At 63.7% G+C, this 19,179-nt stretch carries 18 protein-coding genes; 3 read left to right on the plus strand and 15 right to left on the minus strand.

Annotation, left to right across the window (positions count from 1 at the left end; all coding sequences use genetic code 11):
- Positions 1 to 20 precede the first annotated feature (20 nt).
- Positions 21 to 803: a 3'-5' exonuclease gene (locus tag AC07NT_RS04925; protein WP_498598502.1), complete on the plus strand. Its 783-nt coding sequence runs from the start codon at positions 21 to 23 to the stop codon at positions 801 to 803.
- 18 nt (positions 804 to 821) lie between these two features.
- Here the strand turns inward: AC07NT_RS04925 and AC07NT_RS04930 are convergent, their stop codons facing one another.
- From AC07NT_RS04930 to AC07NT_RS04960, 7 genes are all read right to left on the minus strand, one after another.
- On the minus strand, positions 822 to 2,117 hold the full coding sequence (locus tag AC07NT_RS04930; RefSeq protein WP_498597548.1) for an HD-GYP domain-containing protein: 1,296 nt from the start codon (positions 2,115 to 2,117) through the stop codon (positions 822 to 824).
- A gap of 131 nt (positions 2,118 to 2,248) precedes the next feature.
- Complete coding sequence (locus tag AC07NT_RS04935; protein ID WP_498597547.1) at positions 2,249 to 4,024, minus strand: methyl-accepting chemotaxis protein; 1,776 nt, start codon at positions 4,022 to 4,024, stop codon at positions 2,249 to 2,251.
- Positions 4,021 to 6,570, minus strand: a complete 2,550-nt coding sequence (locus tag AC07NT_RS04940) for a bifunctional diguanylate cyclase/phosphodiesterase (protein ID WP_498597546.1) — start codon at positions 6,568 to 6,570, stop codon at positions 4,021 to 4,023. The genes AC07NT_RS04935 and AC07NT_RS04940 overlap by 4 nt, the downstream gene beginning before the upstream one ends.
- 22 nt (positions 6,571 to 6,592) lie before the next feature.
- Positions 6,593 to 6,787 carry a hypothetical protein gene (locus AC07NT_RS04945; protein ID WP_498597545.1) on the minus strand — a complete coding sequence of 65 codons (195 nt, stop codon included), beginning with the start codon at positions 6,785 to 6,787 and terminating at the stop codon, positions 6,593 to 6,595.
- Positions 6,788 to 6,797: 10 nt separating this feature from the next.
- The gene (locus tag AC07NT_RS04950) at positions 6,798 to 8,330 is read right to left on the minus strand and encodes a methyl-accepting chemotaxis protein (RefSeq protein WP_498597544.1); all 1,533 of its coding nucleotides are present in this window, start codon (positions 8,328 to 8,330) and stop codon (positions 6,798 to 6,800) included.
- Positions 8,331 to 8,522: 192 nt separating this feature from the next.
- Positions 8,523 to 9,071, minus strand: coding sequence for an ANTAR domain-containing response regulator (locus AC07NT_RS04955; RefSeq protein ID WP_498597543.1), 549 nt, complete (start codon positions 9,069 to 9,071; stop codon positions 8,523 to 8,525).
- Positions 9,061 to 11,634, minus strand: a complete 2,574-nt coding sequence (locus tag AC07NT_RS04960; RefSeq protein ID WP_498597542.1) for a PAS domain S-box protein — start codon at positions 11,632 to 11,634, stop codon at positions 9,061 to 9,063. Before AC07NT_RS04960 ends, AC07NT_RS04955 begins: the two co-directional genes overlap by 11 nt.
- A gap of 202 nt (positions 11,635 to 11,836) precedes the next feature.
- On the opposite strand from AC07NT_RS04960, the gene rlmD reads away from it, so the two are divergent.
- A complete protein-coding gene (gene rlmD, locus AC07NT_RS04965; RefSeq protein ID WP_498597541.1) occupies positions 11,837 to 13,249 on the plus strand; it encodes a 23S rRNA (uracil(1939)-C(5))-methyltransferase RlmD in 1,413 nt (470 codons plus the stop codon).
- Between the two features lie 10 nt (positions 13,250 to 13,259).
- Here rlmD and AC07NT_RS04970 read toward each other — a convergent pair whose 3' ends face one another.
- On the minus strand, positions 13,260 to 13,637 hold the full coding sequence (locus tag AC07NT_RS04970; RefSeq protein ID WP_498597540.1) for a hypothetical protein: 378 nt from the start codon (positions 13,635 to 13,637) through the stop codon (positions 13,260 to 13,262).
- A gap of 115 nt (positions 13,638 to 13,752) precedes the next feature.
- Positions 13,753 to 14,451, minus strand: a complete 699-nt coding sequence (locus tag AC07NT_RS04975; RefSeq protein ID WP_498597539.1) for a Bax inhibitor-1/YccA family protein — start codon at positions 14,449 to 14,451, stop codon at positions 13,753 to 13,755.
- A 191-nt stretch (positions 14,452 to 14,642) separates the two neighbouring features.
- On the opposite strand from AC07NT_RS04975, the gene AC07NT_RS04980 reads away from it, so the two are divergent.
- Positions 14,643 to 15,050 (plus strand): GlcG/HbpS family heme-binding protein, encoded by a 408-nt coding sequence (locus AC07NT_RS04980; protein ID WP_498597538.1) that lies wholly within the window; start codon positions 14,643 to 14,645, stop codon positions 15,048 to 15,050.
- 45 nt (positions 15,051 to 15,095) lie between these two features.
- Here the strand turns inward: AC07NT_RS04980 and hemP are convergent, their stop codons facing one another.
- The 6 genes from hemP to AC07NT_RS05010 all read right to left on the minus strand — a co-directional run bounded on the left by hemP (position 15,096) and on the right by AC07NT_RS05010 (position 19,166).
- Complete coding sequence (hemP, locus tag AC07NT_RS04985; protein ID WP_498597537.1) at positions 15,096 to 15,311, minus strand: hemin uptake protein HemP; 216 nt, start codon at positions 15,309 to 15,311, stop codon at positions 15,096 to 15,098.
- Positions 15,312 to 15,325: 14 nt separating this feature from the next.
- The gene (locus AC07NT_RS04990) at positions 15,326 to 15,736 is read right to left on the minus strand and encodes an ExbD/TolR family protein (protein ID WP_498597536.1); all 411 of its coding nucleotides are present in this window, start codon (positions 15,734 to 15,736) and stop codon (positions 15,326 to 15,328) included.
- Positions 15,737 to 15,740: 4 nt separating this feature from the next.
- Complete coding sequence (locus tag AC07NT_RS04995; RefSeq protein ID WP_498597535.1) at positions 15,741 to 16,454, minus strand: MotA/TolQ/ExbB proton channel family protein; 714 nt, start codon at positions 16,452 to 16,454, stop codon at positions 15,741 to 15,743.
- A 20-nt stretch (positions 16,455 to 16,474) separates the two neighbouring features.
- Positions 16,475 to 17,116 carry an energy transducer TonB gene (locus AC07NT_RS05000; RefSeq protein ID WP_498597534.1) on the minus strand — a complete coding sequence of 214 codons (642 nt, stop codon included), beginning with the start codon at positions 17,114 to 17,116 and terminating at the stop codon, positions 16,475 to 16,477.
- Positions 17,117 to 17,349: 233 nt separating this feature from the next.
- Entirely contained in the window at positions 17,350 to 18,486 is a 1,137-nt protein-coding gene (locus tag AC07NT_RS05005; protein WP_498597533.1) for an alpha-hydroxy acid oxidase, read from the minus strand.
- On the minus strand, positions 18,483 to 19,166 hold the full coding sequence (locus tag AC07NT_RS05010; RefSeq protein ID WP_498598501.1) for a Fe2+-dependent dioxygenase: 684 nt from the start codon (positions 19,164 to 19,166) through the stop codon (positions 18,483 to 18,485). Before AC07NT_RS05010 ends, AC07NT_RS05005 begins: the two co-directional genes overlap by 4 nt.
- Positions 19,167 to 19,179 lie beyond the last annotated feature (13 nt).

Below are 19,179 nucleotides of genomic sequence, written 5' to 3' on the forward strand. Positions count from 1 at the left end.
TCGGGTAACATCCCCGCATGATTTCTCCCGTTCTTGTCTTCGACATCGAATCCATACCCGACATCGCCGGCCTGCGCGCCTTGCGCGACATGCCCGCCGACAGCACGGACGAGCAGGTTTACGCCGCCTGGCTGGCCGAGCGCAAGGAGAAGGGGCAGAGCGATTTCATGCCCCTGCACCTGCAGCGCATCCTGGTCATCAGCGCCGTGTTCCGCAACGCCGAGGGCCTGCGCATCCACTCCTTCGTGGACCGCGATGGCAAAAGCGAGGGCAAAGTCATCCAGACCTTCTTCAACACGCTGGAAAAGCATGTGCCGCAACTGGTCAGCTGGAACGGCGGCGGCTTCGACCTGCCCGTGCTGCACTACCGTGGCCTGCAGCACGGCGTGGTGGCCGACAAGTACTGGGATCAGGGCGAGGACGACCGCGACTTCAAGTGGAACAACTACATCAGCCGTTACCACATGCGCCACCTGGACCTGATGGACCTGCTGGCCCTGTACCAACCCAAGAACAACGCGCCGCTGGACGCCATGGCCAAGCTCTGCGGCTTCCCCGGCAAGCTGGGCATGGACGGCTCCGCGGTCTACCCGGCCTATCTGGACGGCAAGCTGGAAGACATTCGCCGTTACTGCGAGACGGACGTAATGAACACCTACCTGCTGTACTGCCGTTTCCAGAAAATGCGCGGCGGCATGTTGGAGGCCGAGTACGACCGGGAAATCACGCTGGTCAAGGAGACGCTGGGCAATCTGGCGCCGGCCGAATCGCACTGGGACGAGTACCTCAAGGCCTGGGCCTAGCCGGGCCTGAGCGCTGGCTCAGGCATCGTCGGAGCTGTATTCCCGCGTCGTGAGCGCGATGGCTGTGTCCACGCTTGTCAGCCACTCGTAGAGTCTTTGCTCTGCGACATCGTCGGCCTCGGTGCGCCACTGCCGCCGGACACGGCGTGCTATGGCGCGGAGTTGCCAGGCGGCTTCGCTGGCCAGCAAGGTCAGTTCGGCCTGCAGATGTGGGTCCAGCGCATCCTTACCCAGTTGCTCCAGCTGTTCCTTTGTGGCCCCAACCCCCGCCAGGGTGCGATGGAGTTGCGCGGCCTGTGCGGCAATTGGCAGCAGAACTTTTTTCTGCTCGGCAGGCAGGTTGGACTCCGCAATCTTCTCTTCAGGCCAGGTGGTCAACACCTTTTCCATTTCCAGCAGACAGCTGATCGGGTCCCTCAGCAACGTGATGGAGGCCACCGATTCTTCTTGCGGTTTGAGCAGGCCGATGATCATTTCTGACAGCACGCTGTCGTAACGGTGCGTGTTCATGCGCAGAAGAATCGAAAGGCGCAATTCGGGGACTTCGCGTCCGGGCGCGAAAGCACCGGTCACCAGTTCGGTCAGGGCCATGAGCTTGCCGCAGGGACTGATCTGCGCACCCGGCAGATTGCGGGGATAACCCGAGCCGTCCAGGAATTCGTGATGTTCCATCACGGCCTGAACGACTTCCCGGGGGTATTCCTTGTGCCGCTCGATCAAGGTACTGGATACCAGGGGGTGGGAAACAAGCTGCCGGTGCTGATTGCGATCGATGCCGCTCCTGTATTCCAGCAGTAGCGGGTCGAGGTGCAGCATGCCCAGGTCGTGCAGCAGCCCGGCCGTGGCTGCCACCCTGAGGTGCAGGCGGGACATGTTGCTGACGATCGCAAGCCAGGCGGCCGTCAGCGTGGTGCTCAGCAGATGCTGGTACAGGCTGGGGCGTATCTCGTGGGCCATCGTCAGTTGGAAGGCGATGGGATCCGGCAGATGGAGGCGTTCGACGACGTCCAGCAGGACGTCGCGTATCTCCCGATCCTCCAGCATCCGTCCGAAGAAAGGTGTCTGGGCCGCCAGGTCTTCGATGCCCTTGCGCAGTGTGTGACCATTGACCGAAGGAAGACTCGAAACCGAGTCTTCGAGAGGCGCGGACAGCGTATGCGCCATCAGCCTTTCGTACAGGCCTGGGTTGATGGCCACGCCCCGCTCGATGATCTTGATGCCCTTGGCATTGAAGATGGGCTCTGTGGTCACGACAGGCCGAACGTTGCCAAATTCGGTGACGGCCTTGGTGAAATGTTGTGGATCGGTCTGCACGGCTTATTTCCGGAGTACGCACACATGGTAACGCCAGAACCAGAGAGCGGGCAGCAGGTCCGCAAGCCGTGCCCATTCGACTCAGAAAACGAGAAAATGGCAGACCTCGATGTGGGCCGCGTGTCAGTGTTTCAGAAGGACTCCCAGCTGTCCTGGCTTGGATGGGCGGACTTTTGAGTGAGCGCCCTGGTGGGGACGGCGGTCTCGCTTTTCATCGACCCGATCTTGGGCAAGATGATGGGGGAACTGACGGATGGCCGGGGTGTGTGCCGGCTGCTCGTTGCCCCGGCGTTGCCCAGTGCGGGTCTGGAGGTGGGGGCCGCCGGAGCTTGGGGTAGCAGGGCACTCTGGAGTGCCGCCGGCCCCTGTGCCAGCTTGAACACAGCGACGGTCTGCACCAGTTCCTGCGCTTGCCCCTTGAGGCTGCTGGCCGCTGCGGCCATCTCCTCTACCAGGGCCGCGTTCTGCTGCGTGGCCTGGTCCATCTGCATCACCGCTTCGCCGACCTGCGATACGCCAGCGCTCTGCTCCACACTGGCTGAGCTGATCTCGCCCATGATGTCGTTCACGCGACGGATGCTGTTGACCACTTCGGCCATGGTGGCGCCGGCTTCGTCCACCAGGGCGGTGCCCTGTTCCACCCGTTCTACGCTGTCGGTGATCAGGATGTTGATTTCCTTGGCCGCAGCGGCGGAGCGTCCGGCCAGACTGCGCACCTCGCTCGCCACTACGGCAAACCCCCGGCCCTGCTCGCCGGCACGGGCGGCTTCCACAGCAGCATTGAGGGCCAGGATGTTGGTCTGGAAAGCGATCCCGTCGATCACGCTGATGATGTCGGCGATCTTCTTGCTCGAATCGTTGATGCCTTTCATGGTGTTGACCACCTGGGCCACCACTTCGCCTCCCTTGACAGCCACAGTCGAGGCGCTCTGGGCCAGCTGGTTGGCCTGACGGGCGTTCTCCGCATTCTGTTTGACGGTGGAACCCAACTCCTCCATGGAGGCCGCCGTCTCTTCCAATGCACTGGCTTGGCCTTCGGTGCGCGCGCTCAGGTCCTGATTGCCCTGGGCGATCTGGGTGCTGGCCGAGGCAACAGACTCGCTACCCTGGCGTACCGTGCTAACAACCTTGACCAGACTGTCCTGCATGGCTGAGAGTGCCCGCAGCAACTTCGCCACTTCGTCCTTGCCTCGCACCTGGAAACGGTGGCTCAGGTCACCTTGCGCAACGGCATCGGCCGCCGTGATGGCCTCGTCCAGTGCGCGCGAGATGCCGCGCACGAGCGCCATGCCGAACAGCACGGAGAACAGGAGGCCGGCTGCGATGGCGGCAATCGACACCATGAGTATGGTGCTGAAACGAGCTTCGGCCGCTTCGTATTCCGCCTTGGCGGCGTCAAGCTGCTGCTTTTTCAAAGCCGCGATACCGGTTCCGACCGGCTCGTACAGGGGGCGAATCTTTTCGGTCACGATCCGCTTGACGCCTTCGATGTCGTTCGTACGCAGCGCGGCCACGGCCGGCCGTAGGCCTTCCTGCACGAATCGGCTGCGATCGCTGGCGAACTGTCTGGCGACTTTTTCTTCTTCGGCCGTCAGGGCTGTTGCCATATAGTCATCCCAGATCCTGGTGATGGTCGTGATATTGGCTTCGATTTCGGCCGTGTTTGGCTGGATGGTTTCGGGTGTCGGGGTCACGATCGAGACCGCAATGGCCAGCCGGTTGCGCAACAGCAGGCGCTCGATGTCAGCCACCTGCCCCAGCGGGATGGTGCGGTCTTCATACACCGTTTTGATGGCACGGTCTGCCTGCTTGATGCCGAACAGGCCCAGCAGTCCGATGCCAATCAATACGAGCGACATCAGGCCGATCAGCATGGTCAGTCGCGTCGATATCTTGAACTGGTTCATATCTTGGTCTCCTGTTGATTTGATGGTTCCGACGCCTGAAAACGCTGTTGCAGCAGAGCGTCGAACGCCTGCAACGGCATGGGACGGTGAAAGAGATAGCCCTGGCAAATGGCGCATCCGTAGAGGGACAGGCGGTCCCGCTGTGCTTCTGTTTCCACGCCTTCGGCTATCACGTCCAGGCCCAGGTTGCGCGCCATCCCGATGATGGTTTGCACGATGATGTCGTCGTTCGGGTCGTCGGTGATGTCCTGCACAAAGCCCTGGTCGATCTTGATTGCGCTGACAGGCAATGTCTTGAGATGAGCCAGCGACGAGTAGCCGGTGCCGAAGTCGTCCAGCGAGACACTGCAGCCCAGCGCGACAAGCGCGTTGAGTTGCTCCAGCGCCTGGCGCGGCTGCGTCATGGCCATGGATTCGGTGATCTCAAGTTCGAGCCAGCCCGCCCGCGCGCCGGTGCGCGTCAGCATCTGGTGCACTTTCTCTGCCAGTAGTCCCTGGTGCAACTGCTGGGCCGAGATATTGATGGCCAGGCGCATCGGTGTGCCTGCCTCCTGCCAGACGGCTATTTGCCTGCACGCGGTTTCCAGTACCCAGTCGGCCAGGGGCAGGATGAGCCCCGTGGCCTCTGCGATCGGAATGAAGCGGTCCGGCCTGACCTGACCCAGTACCGGATCGTGCCAGCGCAGCAGGGCTTCGGCACCGACGATGTGGCCGCTGTGCAACTCGACCTGGGGCTGGAAGTACAGTTCGAGCAGATGGTTGTCCAGGGCTGCTTTCAGACGGGAATGCAGCAGCATGTCCTCATGCGTCTGTCGGTCCAGTTCGGGGGAGTAACAGGCATACCGGCCCCGGCCTCCCTGCTTGGCCTGGTACATGGCCATGTCGGCATAACGCAGCAGGCTGTCGCTGTCGCGCGCGTCATCCGGGAAGTAGGCCAGGCCGATGCTTGCGCCGCTGTAGACCTGCTGGTGCGTCAGCTCAAAGGGTTCCTGCAGGCAGGCCAGGATCTTGATGGCGACGCTGACGGCCTCGTCGGCGTGGTTGAGATCCGGCAGCAGGATCGCGAACTCGTCCCCGCCCATGCGTGCCAATGTGTCGCTGCCTCGCAGCTGGCTGTGGATGCGCCGGCTGGCCTGGATCAGCAGGGCGTCCCCGGCGGCGTGGCCAAAAGTGTCATTGACCGTCTTGAAGTAGTCGAGGTCCAGGAAAAGCACGGTCACCCGCTGCCGGGTGCGTTCGGCTCGCAGCAACGCCTGCTTGAGCTGCAGCTGGAAAAGCCAGCGGTTGGGCAGACCGGTGAGTTCGTCGTGCGTGGCCTGGTGGCGCAGGGATTCTTCCAGTTTCTTGCGCTCGGTCAGGTCGCGCAGGTAGGCGATGGCGTGCGGCTCACCATCGACTTCCCAGTAGCCCAGGGAGATGTCCACGGGCTGCAGGCTGCCATCGCTGCGGTAGAGCTTCAGGTCCATCATGCCCATGGCGCGCTCCTCCGGCGAACGGAAGAAGTTGCGTATCGAGTCGGCATGGCGCTCGCGCAGATGCGGTGGCAGAAAGATGGAAACGTTCTGGCCCACTAGCTCGCCGGGGCTGTAACCGGTCAGGGTCTGCATGGCCGGGTTGGCCAGCGCAATGCTGCCTTGCTGGTTCACCCAGATCACGCCATCAGGCGCTGCGCTCAGCGTCGCTTTCTCGCGCTGATGCAACATCTCCAGTCGTTCCAGGGGGCGACGCAGGGCCTCGTTGAAGGTGGCATGGAAGAGAAAGAGATAGGACCCGACCTGGTAGACGTGAGCCACGGCGTGAGGAATGCTTTCCTGCACGCCCAGCGAGAAGCTGAAGAAGACACCTCCGACGGCGGACAAGGCCGCCGCGAAGATCAGGGCCATCAGGCACTCCTGCTCGAGCGCCTGACGACGCTGCCAGTAGATGACCAGAGTGACCAGAGTGACCAGATTTAATACGGGGATGCTGGCCTGCAAGACCCAGAACAGGGCCGTAGGACTGCCTTCCTCGCCGAGCAGCGTGGGCAGAAGTGCGGGGTAGGTCAGCACCAGATAGCCGGGGATGAGAACCCACGCCAGCATGACCCCTATGGCCAGTCGCTTGCGGAACCTAGGCACGTCCGGAACGGCGGGCATGGCCGCGTACATCATCAGGGCAACGGCTGCCAGCAGACGGGCACCCAGATTAAATCCGAGCGAAATCTGTTCGCCAGGCGGCTTCATGCCACCGCGTAGTTCTCCGTGAGTGACTAGGTGCAGGAAGCCCAGGACCCCGACGCCCAGGAAGGCGATGCCCAGCCAGACCACCGTCCCCTTGCGTGGTGAGAGGATAGCGCGGTAGCCGGTGATGAAGATCAGCATGGCCACCACCACCTTGACCAGATCGGCCCCGACCCGCCAATATGGCAGCCACATCCCGGCTGTTGCGTGCGAAAGATCACGCTGAAGCAAGGCCAGCATCAGTGGGATGGAAAGCAGCAGCAGCCCCACACCGATGCCGAACTGGTAGGGGTGACGGTGGGGGTGCAGGGCGTGGGATGTTGGCATCGCGGTATGCGCTGGCGACGGTTCAGTCGGGCTTGCAATGCCGGATCAGTGTCTCGGCGGCCCGGCGTGCCTGTTCGCGACTCGTGACGTCGGTCTCGTACAGGTGGTCGCGCAGCAGTAGCGAGACTTTCAGCAGGTCATCGCGTGCCGCTTCCATGGCACGCACGAACTCTTCCAGCGATTTGGGGGGGATTGATGGAGGCTGCGGTGTGTTCATGGCGGTCGGTTCAGACAGAAAAGACGCGTATGGCGTCCATCAGGCGCTGGGTCTGCTCGCGCATGCTGCCGGCCGCTGCGCTGCTTTGTTCCACCATCGCGGCGTTCTGCTGAGTCATCTCGTCGAGCTGGGACACCGCCTGGCCCACTTGCGCGATGCCGATGGCCTGCTCCTTCGAAGCGGCGGTGATCTCCGTGATCAGGTCGTTGACGCGCCGCACTTGGCCGACCACTTCGTTGATGGTCTGCCCGGCCTGGCTGACCAGCCGCGAACCGGCATCGACTTTGCCGACGGAGTCGGCGATCAGCGCCTTGATTTCCTTGGCCGCCTCGGCGCTTCGTTGTGCCAGCAAACGAACTTCGCCGGCGACCACGGCAAACCCCCGGCCCTGTTCGCCGGCCCGGGCGGCTTCCACGGCGGCGTTGAGCGCGAGGATATTGGTCTGGAAGGCAATGCCATCGATGGCACCAATGATGTCGGCGATGCGGCGGCTCGCGTCCGAGATCAGTTCCATGGTGGAGACCACGTTGGCTACGGCTTGTCCGCCACGGCTGGCGGCCTCGCTGGTGGCGCCGGCGAGCTGGCTGGCTTGCTGGGCGGTGTCGGAGTTCTGTCGCACGGTTGCGGTCTGCCGCTCCATGGCCGAAGCGGTCTGCTCCAGGCTGGAGGCGGTCTGCTCGGTACGGCTGGACAGGTTGTTGTTGGCGGTGGCGATTTCCTGGCTGGCCACATGCAGTCCGGAAACCTGCTCGCTGACGTCCGAGACCAGCGATTGCAGGTTCAGCCCCGCCTGGGTGATGGCGCGCGCTAGCAGACCGATGTCGTCGCAGCGGTTCAGGCTCAGGTCTTTGGCCGGCTCGCCGCTGGCGACCTGTTGTGCCGTGCCGCACACACGCGCCAGCGGTTGGGTCACCTGAATCTCGATAAACAGGTCCGCCAGCAGCAGGCCGATTGCCAGTCCGGCGCCCTGGGCGGCTTGCCCGGCTGTTACCAGCAGGGGCAGCAGGAGTGCGGCCAGTGTCAGCAGCGGCAGGCGCACACGCCAGGCTGTGGGCAGCAGTTGCAAGGCGCTGGTCCAGCGGAGCCAGCCGGTGTGCACCACCAGGCCGCGATGAAAGGCCCAGCCCGCGGCCTTGCCTTCGCGAAAGCGCCTGTACAACTCTTCCGCGCCCTGTATCTCTTCACGCCCCGGCTTGGTGCGCACGGAGAGGTAGCCCACGACCTCGCCGTTGCGGCGCATGGGCGCGGCATTTGCGCGTACCCAATAGTGGTCGCCGTTCTGGCGGCGGTTCTTGACCAAGGCTGTCCAAGATTGCCCTTCCTTGAGGGTGCGCCACATGTCGGCAAACGCCTCCACCGGCATGTCGGGGTGGCGTACCAGGTTGTGGGGCTGGCCGATCAGTTCATCGACGCGGTAGCCACTGGTGCGGATGAAAGCCGCATTGGCGTACTGTATGTGACTGGAAGTGTCGGTGGCTGACAGCAGTGTTTCACCGCTGGGGAATTCGTATTCCCGCTGGGTGATCGGCAGGTTCGTGCGCATGAGGCCCTCGAGCTGGTTCCTGGGAGTTGAAAACCCATCCCGCACAGAGCGCGGGATGCTGGTTCAACAAGGCAGGTTCAGGGCCTCATGAGTGGACTGCCGTCCACACGGACAGTCCTAGCAGCTTTTTATAGCACGATACCTTGATCGGTATCAATCGGAAACGGTGCTGGGAACCCCATTCCGTGCTTATTAACCACGGATGATCCCTGCCGCGAGTTCGGCGAGTTTGCGGCGCTGGCTGCGTGCGGTCTTGCGCAACAGCTCGAAGGCCTGCTGGCGCGTCAGCTGCTGCTGCACCATGGTGATGCCCACAGCCACGCTGATGTCGCGGTCGGCATCCAGTGCGGCCTGGAGCTGGCTGCGCATTTCCCGCAAACCCTGGAGCTCATTGGCACGGGACAGTGCCGCTTCAATGGCCGGCACGAGCTGAGGCGTGTCCAACGGCTTGACCAAGTAGCCCAGGGCACCGAATTCGCTGGCCTGTTCGATCATTCCGGGCTCGCTGTAGGCGCTCAGCATGAGGAAGGGGATATGGTCCAGTTCGCGCAGGCGGCGGGCCAAGTACAGGCCATCCTGTCCCGACATCCGAATGTCCACGATGGCCAGGTCCGGGCGCATGCCGCCGGAGAGCAGCATTTCGGCTTCTTCGACCGATTCGACGGTACTGATGTCGTAGCCCGCCTCCTGCAGACCACTGCCCAGCGTGGTCAGGACCAGGCGATCATCGTCAACCAGCAACAGTCTTGTCTTCTGTGTCACGGATGGATTCATCGGATGTATTCGTTGATTCCAGATGGATGACGGGGGGGTCAATGGTGAGCCAGACACGGATCATGCCGCGATCCTGTTCGCTCCGCCACTGGACACCCGAGCGGGGCAGCATGGCTTCGACCAGCTGCAGCCCGCTACGTATTGGCCCTGAGGTGGGGCCGAAATCAGGCACCTGCCAGACCCCGGTGTTGCTGATGCATATCAGGATCTGATCGTCCCGTTCTCCCTTGCGCAGGCGAACGTCGACACCGGGCGCCCGCCCATCCCCGTGTTTGACCGCATTGATGATGAGCTCGTTGAGCACCAGCGCCAGTGGAACAGCTTCCGCCTCTGTTACGACGCAGGGCGTCCATGGGCTGGGGATGTCGACACGCACCGGTGTCTGCCAGAGCGTCGTGATGTCCAAGGCGATTGCGCCCGTGAGCTCGCACAGGCGGACCATACGCTCGGAGCGGCGGCCCTGCAGGCCGTGGATGACAGCGATGCTGCGCACCTGGCTGATAGCCTGGTTGATGGGGTCGGAGATTTCCGGATGGGTCTGGGCGAACTGACGCAGCAGGCCGGTGATGCCTTGGAGATTGTTCTTGATGCGATGGTGCACTTCGCGCACCAGTGCGTCGCGTTGGGCCAGTTGGGCAGCCTGTCGCTCAGCCTCCTGCTGCTTGCGGTAGGAGATGTCGGTATGGGTGATCACGTAGTTCGTTATGTTGCCAGATTCGTTTTTGACCGCAGTGCACGTGACCCACTGGAGGAAGACCTTGCCATCCTTGTGCCTTGTCCAGACTTCGTCGCTCCAGATGCCCTGTTCTTGCGCAGCTTGCCAGGCGCTGGCATAGAAACCGAGAGGGTGGCGTTCGGAGTAGAGGAAATCGGTCGACTGGCCGGTTGATTCTTCGTTGCTATAGCCCATGATCCGGGAAAAACTCCGGTTGGTGCGCAGGATGCGTCGATGGGCGTCGGTGATGATCATCCCTTCCTGGCATTCGAAGGCGACCGCGGCGATGCGCTGCTCATCTTCGGCCTGTTTGATGGCGCTGATATCGGTGTGCGTGATGACTACCCCTTCTTGCTTCTCCTGGCCCAGTGGCATCACGTTCATCGTGAACCAGCGCTTCTGGCCTTGCGCATGACAGAAATATTCGGTGGAATAAGAGGGTTGCTTGCCGTCCAGAACGGCCTGGATGCCCTGGCAGGTCTCTTCGGCATGCTCAGCGGGAATGTTGCCGATGGCGCCTCGAGTCATGGCCAGGTAATCGACGCCGATCTGGTTATGGGATGCGGGTTGTCCCGATTCGCTTCCGTGTTCCAGCGCAAAGCGACGCCAAGGTTCGTTGACCGCCTGGATCACGCCCCTCTGATCCAGCACCGCGATGTGCGCCGCCATGGAGTTCAGGATGACGTCCTTGAAGCGTTCGCTTTTCTTGAGCGCTTCCTTGCGTTCCGTGAGCGCCACCAGCAGGCGGTTGAAACTGCCCAACAGCTGGCCGATTTCATCCTGTCGCGAAATGGGCAGGGCCTGTGGAGGATTGCCCGCTGCGACCGTGTAGGACGCCAGGGTCCTGGCCGCTGCCAGCATCGGTGCGAGCTGGCGCCGGATCATCCACCAGGTGAGGCCGCACGCCAGCAAAGTCAGAACGATGGTTGCCAGCAACATGCGCTGGTGCATGTCATGGATGGGGGCGTAGGCTTCCGCCGTCGGCAAGGCGGAAGCCAAATACCAGCCGGCCATGGGGATGGCTTTTGCAGAGGCCAGGACGTCCTGTCCCTGCGGGTTGCGCGCGACGCCCGAGCCTTCGTAACCCTGGATGAATCGGTCGACCAGAGTAATGCTGCCTGCGGGGGGCAGCTTTTCCATGATGCGCTGCCGGTTGGTCGCAGTGACAACCAGCCGGTATTTTGCGGCGACCAGCATGTAGCCGCCGGTTTTGGCATAGGTGTTTTTTGACACGTCGTCAAGGAAATTGGGTAATGCCAGATTGGTCAGGCCTGACACCGCCCCGATGATCTCGCCTTGCGCGTCGCGGATCGGCACGGTCATGCCGATGACCGGTGCCCGCAACACCTTGCCCATGATGGGCTCGCTGATGCTGGCCTCGCCTTTGCGGAGCGCGTTTACGACGCTCCCGATGTCCATGTAATTGACTCCGATCCGACCGGTCAAGTTCGGCGCCTCGGCGACGGCCGTCCCATCGAGCCGATGGACAAGCACGCCGCCGTTGAAGAGGGTCGGCAGCAGCAGGAGTTGATCCAGGCGTGCCTGAGTCGCTGCCGGTCCCTTGCGCATGGTTTGCGCCACCGTGCTGGCGACGCTTTCAAGAGACCTGAACCGGTTGTCCACGGCACTGTTGATCTGGGCCGCAACCACGGAGACTGCTGAAAACTGCTGTTCGCCCAGCAGGCGCTCCATGTCCTTGCGCAGCACCCCGCTGGCGAAATAGGACAGCGACCAAAGACTGGCCAGGGAAATGGCCAGCACTGAGAGCGTGACCCGCGCCTTGACCGAGCGCCACAACGGAACGGTTAGGGACATGCGGCTCCTTGTTGGCTGAATTGGGTTCCAAACTGGATCACGATTTTCGGGGCGGCTTGGGCCGGCCTCGGGACAGGGTCAAGTATAGGGAGCCACTGTGTCCGTGAGACGGGCTGTCCCGGCCAGATTTCATGGGGCTCTATGAAGTCCCGGGCGTTTCCTCGGGGACAATTGGGGGATGACAGAAGAAATTCGGAAAAACATGGATCTGCCAGCCGATAGGCTTGAGATCGAATCCCTCGACATCGAGGCCCAGGGCATCGCTCATCGGCCGGACGGCAAAGTTGTGTTCGTTGAAGGCGCACTGCCATTCGAGGTGGTCAGCGCCAAGGTCAACCGCAGCAAGAACAATTGGGAGCAGGCCACGGTCACGGCGATCCACCAGGAGTCGTCCCAGCGTGTGCGGCCAGGCTGCCCGCACTTTGGCCTGCACGCCGGAGCCTGTGGCGGCTGCAAGATGCAGCACCTCCACCCGGGCGCGCAGGTAGCGGTCAAACAGCGCGTGCTGGAGGACAACCTCTGGCACCTGGGCAAGGTGAAGGCGGAAACGGTTTTACGCCCGATTGAAGGCCCGGCCTGGGGTTATCGCTACCGTGCCCGCCTTTCGGTGAGGAACGTGCGCAAGAAGGGGACGGTGCTGGTGGGTTTCCACGAGCGCAAGAGTCGTTACGTGGCCGACATGGAGGTCTGCCCGGTGCTGCCGCCGCATGTGAGCGCCATGCTCATGCCCTTGCGCGCACTGATCGGTTCACTCGAGGCGATTGAAACCTGCCCGCAGATCGAATTGGCCTGCGGTGATGAGGTGACGGCGCTGGTGCTGCGGCACCTGGAGCCGCTGAGTGCCGGCGATATAACCAAGCTGCGTGCCTTTGCCACGGAACATCCCGATGTGCAGTGGTGGTTGCAGCCCAAGGGGCCGGACACCGTGCACCTGTTGGACGAGACCCCGGGCACGCCGCCGCTGAGCTACGCGCTGCCCGAGTTTGGCATCACCATGCCTTTCAAGCCGACTGACTTCACCCAGGTCAACCCGCACATCAACCGCGTGCTGGTGTCGCGTGCGCTGCGCCTGCTCGATGCGCAGAGGGATGAGCGCGTGATCGACTGGTTCTGCGGCCTGGGCAACTTCACCCTGCCCATTGCCACGCAGGCGCGTGAGGTGCTGGGCATCGAGGGCAGCGAGACCTTGGTGGCGCGCTCGCGCGAGAACCTGCGGCTCAACCAGGGTACGCGCGCCGATGGGCAGGCCCTGGCGCCGACGGACTTCGTGGCACGCAACCTGTTCGAGATGACCCCCGAACTGCTGGTCCAGGATGGCGCCTCAGACAAATGGCTGGTTGATCCGCCCCGTGAGGGGGCCTTCGCTCTGGCCAAGACCCTGGCCGACTTGCACCAGCAGAATGTGGACCCGGCCAACCATCCGGCCACGCCGGGAGCCCAGGGCTGGACGCCGCCGCAGCGCATTGTCTACGTGAGCTGCAACCCGGCCACGCTGGCGCGCGATGCCGGTCTCCTGGTGCACCAGGCGGGTTACCGCTGCACGGCGGCGGGGGTGGTGAACATGTTTCCGCACACCGCGCACGTCGAGAGCATGGCAGTGTTCGAACTGGCCTGATCGGCCGAAATCAGGAGGGTTTCTTGTCCGCCACGGCGGGCTTGACGGCCGTGGCCGGCTTTTCGGGCTTCTTCTCGGCCGAGGCGGCGGGCTTCTTCTCTTCAGCCATTTCCTTGCCTTCGGGTGAGGGCGTGGGCTGGCCTTCGATCTTGTTGTCCCGCATGTACTGGTCCATCTCGCGCCAGCCCTCGAAGACAGCGGTTTTCAGGGCCTTGGGATTGAGCTGGTAGCACTCTTCGATGCCGCGCAGGGCATACCGGCAGGCACCGCCTATGGCTTTGGCCTCGGCCTCGCGCTGGGCAATGCGCGGATCCGGGCCCATCCCGGGGATGTCGCAGGCAGCCAGCAGCAGGGCGAGGGCAGGGATAAGCAGAAGGCGCGGCGTCATGGCTTGTTCAGGAGGGCGTTACTGACCTTATCGGCAGTTGAGGCCGTGAGTTGAGTGTGGCATACCCTGGGGCATGAAAAAAGGCCCCGCAGGGCCTTTTTTTGGGGAGTGAACTTTATTCGCGCTCGCCGCCGAAGATGCCCAGCAGGGCCAGCAGGCTCTGGAACACGTTGACGATGTCCAAGTACAGGGCCAGGGTAGCGCTGATGTAGTTGGTCTCGCCGCCATCGATGATCTGCTTGATGTCGTAGAGCATGTAGGCACTGAAGATGCCGATGGCCAGCATGGAGATCACGATCATGCCGGTGCTGGAGCCAAGGAAGACGTTGATGATGCTGCCAACCATCAGCACGATGGCACCGACGAACAGCCACTTGCCCATGCCCGATAGGTCGCGCTTGATCACCGTGGCCAGGCTGGCCATGACGAAGAACACGCCTGCGGTGCCCGCAAAGGCGGTCATCACCAGATCGGCACCGTTCTTGAAACCCAGCACCATGGCGATCATGCGCGAGAGCATCAGGCCCATGAAGAAGGTGAAACCCAGCAGCACCGGCACACCGGCGGCAGAGTTCTTGGTCTTCTCGATGGCGTAGATGAAGCCGAAGGCCCCGCCCAGGAAGACGATCAGGCCCAGGAAACCGGTCAGGGAGGCGGTGATGCCGGTGGCGACGCCCAGCCATGCGCCGGCCACGGTGGGCAGCAGGCTCAGGGCCAGCAGCCAGTAGGTATTGCGCAGCACCTTGTTGCGCTCGGTGGCGGAGAGCACCTGGCCGTAACCGGCCTGCTCGTAGGTTTGAACTTGTTCGCTCATGTCTTCATCTCCTGGTCATACTGACAACAGCTGTTGCACAGTTGCGGCCATTCTAGGCGGATTCAAGATGCCCACTGCAATCCACCACACACCCTGTGTATTTGTCATGGCAGTTTTGCGACAGGGTGCGGCCGAAACCCCGGGTTCTGGGGCTATGCTTGCGGCTGTCATTCTTTTGCCACTTTTTCGCCATGCAAACCAAAGCCACCCTCCAGCTCTCCGATATCAAGAAGATCGCCGCCGCCGCCGAGGCCGAGGCGCTGAAGAACAACTGGGCCGTCAGCATCTCCATCGTCGACGATGGTGGTCACCTGCTGTGGCTGCAGCGCCTCGATGGTGCCGCCCCCATCTCCGCCCAGATTTCCCCGGCCAAGGCACACACCGCCGCCATGGGGCGCCGTGAAAGCCGCATTTACGAAGAGATGATCAACGGCGGCCGCGTGTCCTTCCTCAGCGCCCCGGGCCTGGACGGCCTGCTCGAGGGCGGCGTGCCCATCATGAAAGACGGACAGTGCCTGGGTGCCGTGGGCGTCAGCGGTGTGAAATCGACGGAAGACGCGCAGATCGCGCGCGCCGGTATCGCCGCCATCGGCCTCTGAGCCGCTCCCTTCCCCACGAAACTAGGGGCCCTGACGGGCCCCTAGTCATTTGGTCAGGATCAGCTTGCCCTGGCGCGTGGCCTGCAGGCGGTAGACCTCGCCGTTGTGGCGTATCGCGACCGCCTTGCCGCCTTGCAGGAGACTCGCGCTGTCCAGCGCCGTATCCGTTGACATCTGCGCAACGCCGCCGTGCCCCGTCCTGTCCGGTGCCGGGGTGGCGGGTGTTGGTGCAGGCAAGGTGCCGTTCGCTGCTGTTGTCATGCCGTGACCGGGGTTCAGCGCGTCGGCTCGGAAACGAAGCCGATCTTGCGCAGGCCCGCCTGGTGCGCCATGGCCATGGCCTGGGCCACGCGCTCGTAGCGCACGGCCTTGTCGCCGCTGATGTGCAGGTCGGGCTGGGGCGTGCGCGCACCTTCGGCCTGCAGCATGCCCGGCAGGTCGGTATCGCTGACCTGGTTGCCGTTGAGGTAGTAGGTGCCGCTGGCGTCGACCGAGAGGCGCAGCGTCTCGGGCTTGATCTCCTCGCGCTGGCTTGAGGCCTGGGGCAGGTCTACGTTGACGGCGTGCTTCATCACCGGCACGGTGATGATGAAGATGATGAGCAGCACCAGCATGACGTCGACCAGCGGCGTCATGTTGATCTCGTTCATCACCTCGTCGGTCTCGTCCTGGGTTCCGAAGGCCATGGCATCAGGCTTTCTTCATGGGCACGACCTTGGCATCGCCACCGCCGCCCACGCGGGCACCGGTGACGAAGTAGGCGTGCAGGTCATGGGCAAAGCTGTTGAGCTTGCCCAGGATGGATTTGTTTCCGCGCACCAGGGCGTTGTAGCCCAGCACGGCGGGAATGGCCACGGCCAGGCCCAGGGCCGTCATGATCAGCGCCTCACCGATCGGGCCGGCCACCTTGTCGATGGTGGCCTGACCGGCCACGCCGATGCTCAGCAGCGCGTGGTAGATGCCCCAGACGGTGCCGAACAGGCCGACGAAGGGGGCGGTGGAACCGACCGAGGCCAGCACCGCCAGGCCGGCCTGCAGGCGGGCCGTAGAGTTGTCGATGCTGTTGCGCAGGCAGCGCGTGACCCAGTCGCTGATGTCCAGGCTGTCGTGCAGGTGCGCCTTGGTGTTGCGGTGGTGCGCCGCGGCCTCACGGCCTTCTTCGGCGAGGTTGCGGAAAGGGTTGTCCTGCTGCGGGCCGAGTTTGGCCAGGCCTTCGGCGAAATCGGCGCTGTGCCAGAAGCCCTCGGCTTCCTGCGCCAGCTTCTTGTAGCGCACGATGTCCATGGCCTTGAAAAGGATCACCATCCACGAAGCCAGAGACATGCCCAGCAGCAGCAGGGCGACGCCGCGCGTGACCCAGTCACCCTGGGCCCAGACGTTGAACAGACCGAATTGCGATTCCATAAAAACTCCGGATAAGAAAATTATTCGAGCACGTAGACGATGGGCACCTCGAACCACATGGCTTCGGGGATGCCGTTGCGTTTGCCCGGCACGTAGCGCCAGCTGCGCACGGTGGCCAGGGCCGATTGGTCCAACCGCTCGTAACCGCTGGAGCGGCGGATTTCAACTTGCTCGGCCTTGCCGTCCACGCCGATCAGCACGCGTACCAGCACCTTGCCCTGCTCGCCCAGGCGGCGGCTCAGGGCCGGATAGGCCGGCTTGGGGTTGTTCAGATAGGCCGCGTCGCTGGAGGGGAGCTCGATGCGCGCCGGCGCAGGGGGCGCGGCCGGGGTGGCGGCCACGGTGCTGGCTTCGATGGCTGCGGGCGCAGCGGCAGCCGGCACAGCTTGCGCCACGATGGGCGAGGGCTCCGGCGCGAGGGTCTGCTGGGGCTGCACCGGCTGTGCCTGCGGCTTGGGTGGCTGCGGTTCGGGCTTGCGTGGTGGGGTCGGCGTCTGAGACTGCTGGGCTCGTTGTGGCGCCGGGGGGCTGATGATGTCGCTGAGGATTTCGCCCGGGATGATGACCTCGACAGCGCGGCGCATCAGACCCGATTGGAGTGCCCACAGCACGAAGACGTGCAGCACGACCACGCTGGTGGCAATGAGCAGGCGGCGGTTCATCACAGTAGCTTGGGCTGAAGGCAGGGTGGAATTCATATTGTCAGGTGTCGGCCGGGGCGGCCGCATGTCGCTACTTTCTGAAGATCCAGCAGGAGGCCAACGCCACAAGCGCCAGGCTACCGAGGAGGATCAAAGTCGGCATGATGAAGAAATTATAAATGAGAATTATTACTATTCAATGAGGCGAGTCAAACAGGGTCTCAAATTTTTACGCTTCACCTGGCCCGCGGTGATCAACTCACCGAGCCGCGTCGCTCTGTATCGAGCAGCGCCGGCGTGACGTCCTGCAGGGTACGGCAGCCGCACAGGGCCATGGCGATCTCGAGCTCATCGCGCAGCAGGCGCAGCACATGCGCCACGCCCACCGCGCCGGCATTGGCCAGGCCGTAGACATAGGGCCGGCCCAGCAGGACGGCGCTTGCACCGAGGGCCATGGCCTTGAGCACATCGGTGCCGCGGCGGATGCCGCCATCGACCAGCAGGGGCAGGGCGCCACCCAACGCGTCGGCGATGCGCGGCAGCACGGCGGCCGTGGCCGGCGTGGTGTCCAGTGTGCGTCCGCCATGGTTGGAGACCACCAGGCCGGCGATCTTCAGGCTCGCGGCCTGGTGCGCATCGTCGGGATGCAGCACGCCCTTGAGCAACACGGGCAGACGGGTCTGGGCTTGCAACCAGGCCACATCGTCCCAGGTGGGGGCATGACGCAGCAGGCCGTCGAAGAGCGAACTCCGGCCGGCATCGAGCCGGGGCGGAGGCGGCAAGGGCATGCCGTCCAGGTTGACCGCCCGGATGCCAGAAGGAAGGTGAAAGCCGGCGCGGCGCTCGCGGTCACGGGCGCCGCTGGTGGGCGCGTCGACCGTCAGCACCAGGGCTTCATACCCGGCGGCTTCGGCGCGCTGCACCAGTTCCCGGGTGAAACCCCGGTCCGGTTGCAGGTAGAGCTGGAACCACAGGGGGCCGCGATCGGCCTCGTTCAGTACGGCGCGGGCCACTTCTTCCAATGGCACGCTGGCCTGCGTGCTCAGCACCAGGCCAGCGCCCAGTGCGGCGGCGGCATGGGCCGTGGCCAGTTCGCCGTCGGGGTGGGCCAGCTTCTGATGGGCCACGGGGGCCAGCAGGATGGGGTGGGCCAGCGTTCGGCCCAGCAGTTCAACGCGGGTGTGACCACCCGCCAGCGGCCGCAGCACGCGTGGCAGCAAAACAAGCTGGTCCCAGGCGTTGCGGTTGGCACGCAGGGTCAGCTCGTCGGCGGCACCACCGCTGAAGTAGGCCCAGGCGTTTGCGTCCAGCCGCGTCCTCGCCTGGCTTTCATGGTCGGCCAGTGTGACCACACCCTCGGGTAGGCGCTCCAGCGCGGGGGGCTGTTTCATGTGTCGGCCCACATGCGCAGCAGGTTGTGGTACGTGCCGGTAAGCGCCGTGGTCTCGGCAGTTTCGCCGTGCTGCTGGCGCAGGCGAAGCAGGTTCATGTCGAGTTCGTAGAGCAGGCGGCGCTGCTCGTCGCTGCGGACCATGCTCTCGATCCAGAAAAAGCAGGCCAGGCGGTGGCCACGCGTAACGGGGCGCACCTGGTGCAGGCTGGTGCCGGGGTAGAGCACCATGTGGCCGGCCGGGAGCCTGATGGATTGCTCGCCATAGGTGTCGGCGATGCACAGCTCTCCGCCCTCGTATTCGTTGGGATCCGACAGGAACACTGTGCAGGAGATGTCGGTGCGCACGCGCTGGCCGCCATCGGGCAGCGCGCGGATGGCATTGTCGATATGGTTGCCGTAGGCGTTGTGGTCGCCGCCGTAACGGTTGATGCGCGGAGTGAACACCTTTTTGGGGAGGGCGGCAGAGAAGAATGGCGGGCAACGGTCCAGCCCGCGCAACACCATGGCGCGGATCTGGCGCGCCGCCTCGCAGTCGTGCGGCAGCTGTTCGTTGTTCTTGACCTGCGCCGCCTGCACTCCGGCGCTCTGTTTTCCGTCCGTCCAGGGCGCTTGCTTGAGAAGCTGCCGGGCGCGCTCGAGTTCGTCGGGATTCAGGATGTCGGGGATGCGCAGCAGCATGGAGGAAGGGGCC

Source organism: Hylemonella sp. GW821-FHT10B10, assembly GCF_059415585.1.